The sequence below is a fragment of the Craterilacuibacter sp. genome, assembly GCF_051659485.1.
In the GTDB taxonomy this organism is placed as follows: Bacteria; Pseudomonadota; Gammaproteobacteria; order Burkholderiales; family Chromobacteriaceae; genus Craterilacuibacter.
Window position 1 is genome coordinate 1 of the sequence record NZ_JBOFOO010000045.1, and the last position, 2,741, is coordinate 2,741.

General features: G+C 56.8%; 2 protein-coding genes and 1 pseudogene. All 3 read right to left on the minus strand.

Annotated features, from left to right (window positions below; translation table 11 throughout):
* Window positions 1-700: carbamate kinase (locus tag ACRC1E_RS01345; protein ID WP_438513313.1), on the minus strand; the 700-nt coding region annotated here is incomplete at its 3' end.
* A 175-nt stretch (window positions 701-875) separates the two neighbouring features.
* Window positions 876-1,886: an ornithine carbamoyltransferase gene (locus ACRC1E_RS01350; protein WP_438513314.1), complete on the minus strand. Its 1,011-nt coding sequence runs from the start codon at window positions 1,884-1,886 to the stop codon at window positions 876-878.
* Window positions 1,887-2,153: 267 nt separating this feature from the next.
* Window positions 2,154-2,741: pseudogene (locus ACRC1E_RS01355) on the minus strand (serine/threonine protein kinase); the annotation flags it as partial.

The window sequence follows — 2,741 nt, forward strand, 5'->3', positions numbered from 1 at the left end:
ACACGTCGGTCGCGATGACGAAATAATCGGCATCCACTTCACGTGCCAGCAGTGCCGAAGTCAGATCCTTGTCGATCACGGCTTCCACGCCAACCAGCTTGCCATCCTGATACATGGTCGGAATCCCGCCGCCGCCGGCAGCAATCACCACCGCGCCTTTTTCGATCATCCACTTGATAGGACGCATTTCGAAAATACGCTTGGGCTTAGGGCTAGCGACTACGCGACGGAAGTATTCGCCGTCCGCTTTAACAATCCAGCCCTTGTCGGCGGCCAGCTTTTCAGCTTCTTCCTTGCTGTAAACCGGACCGACAAACTTGGTCGGATTAGCAAAAGCCGGGTCTTTCGGGTCAACTTCGGTCTGGGTCAGGATGGTGGCGAACGGCACTTCAACTGGCAACTCGTTACCCATTTCCTGCTCGATCATGTAACCGATCATGCCTTCGGTCTGCGCACCCAGTACGTCCAGCGGGTACGGCGTCACCGAAGCATCAACGTGACGGGCATAAGCATCGTTCTGCAGACCCAAGAGGCCGACTTGCGGGCCGTTACCGTGGCACATCACCAGGTTGTGGCCCAGACGGGTCACGGCAGCCAGTTGCTTGGCCGCCACTTTGACGTTGGCACGCTGGTTGTCGGCGGTCATGGCTTCGCCACGTTTTTGCAGGGCGTTACCGCCCAAGGCTACGACTACACGCATTGCTTGATCCTTCTGATGTTTGAAATGGTCTATAGGGTGAGCTTGGTTTTTGTGTGGCACAGGATAAGCGGGATAGGCGTTTGGCCTCATATCGCGTGATGCCAAATCCTTGTCTTTGCGTGCCATAAAAAACGGCCGGGAATCAACCCGGCCGGCAGCTTAGGGGACAAGCCGTTTACTGATCGCCCAAGGTTGCAACCATGATGGCCTTGATGGTGTGCATGCGGTTTTCTGCCTGCTCGAAGGCCACGTTGGCATGGCTTTCAAAGACCTCTTCGGTCACTTCGATACCATTGGCGAATTGCGGATACTGGCTGGCCACTTCGGCACCCACGGTAGTGTCGCTATTGTGGAAGGCCGGCAGGCAGTGCAGGAATTTGACCTGCGGGTTTTGCGCTGCCGCCATCAGGTGAGCGTTGACCTGGAATGGCGATAGCAGCGCAATGCGTTCGTCCCAGACTTCTTTGGCTTCGCCCATCGATACCCAGACATCGGTGTGGATAAAGTCGGCGCCCTTGACGGCTTCTTCCGGCAGATCGGTCAGCGTCAGAGTGGCACCGGTCTTGACGGCAATGGCACGGCACTCTTCGATCAGTTCGGCTTCCGGCCACAACTGGGTCGGTGCGCCAATGCGTACATCCATGCCCAGCTTGCAACCTACAACCATCAGCGAGCGCGCCATATTGAAGCGGGCATCACCGACATAGGCGTAGGCGATCTGCGACAGCGGCTTTTCGCTGTTTTCGATCATGGTCAGCACGTCAGCCAGCATCTGGGTCGGGTGCCATTCGTCGGTCAGACCGTTGTAAACCGGTACGCCGGCGTTGTCGGCCAGTTCCTGCACCACGTCCTGCTTGAAGCCGCGGTATTCGATTGCATCGTACATGCGGCCCAGAACGCGCGCGGTGTCCTTCATTGATTCTTTGTAACCGATCTGCGAACCGGAAGGCCCGAGGTAGGTCACGTGAGCACCTTGATCGTAAGCAGCTACTTCAAATGCACAACGGGTGCGGGTCGAAGCTTTTTCAAAAATCAGCGCAATGTTTTTGCCGCTCAGATGTTGTTCTTCATTACCGGCATATTTGGCGCGCTTCAGATCACGGGACAAGTCCAGCAGATAGCGGATTTCGCGTGGGCTGAAGTCCAGCAGACGCAAATAGTTACGGTTTTTCAGATTGAAGGCCATGCTGATTATCCTGTTATCCATACCGGCCTGCATCGCGTGCCATCCGCTTGGGAGAGGCGGGCTTGCCATTGCACGGCTGGAAATAAAAGCAGGGCTGGAGAAACATGAATACCGACATTCGCTTGGAGGAGAACAAACAGTGCTTGAATGTCCGCGTGCATGATCCTGTTGTGCCAGCCCTGAGCAAAAATTGTAAGCGCCCGGATGGGATTCGGGCTGGGTCGTGTGCTGTTGATAGGCGCCGGTTTGATCCCGGCGCCTGTCCGCTTATACGCGGGTCACATCGCCATTCTGGTTCGGGAAGTAGTCTTCACAGCTGCCTTCGCGATATACGTCGGCGGTGGAGCAGTGCAGGCCGCCGCCGAAGGCGTAGGCATCGCGGAATGGCATCGGGATCACGTTCATGCCCAGCTTGTCCATCTGTTCCATCTGGTTCACTTCGGAGGCTTCGACGATCACTGTCTTGTGGTCGAGCACCAGGCAGTTCATCGACAGCCATACCGAGCTGTAGCACAGCGCAGGCGGTTCTTTGTGGGCAGGCATGGCCGCGTCGACGATCTGCCAGCCGTTCTGTTCGAAGATCTTGCGCTGCTCAACCGGCAGTTTGCGATGCGGGTTGTTGATGATCAGGCCGGGGCGCAGCGGCACGAAGGTCGCGTCGATATGGATAGGGTAAGGATCGCCCGGGAAGTTGACAGCATGGATGCGCAGCTCGGGATACTTGCGCTTGAACCATTCCATCGCCTTGCGGTTGGTGGTCAGACCGTGCTGGATAAACAAGTCCTTGCCCATGCGCATCACGTCGGCGGCGTCAAACAGGATTTCTTCTTCGGTGGTGACGAAGTCCTTGTTGGC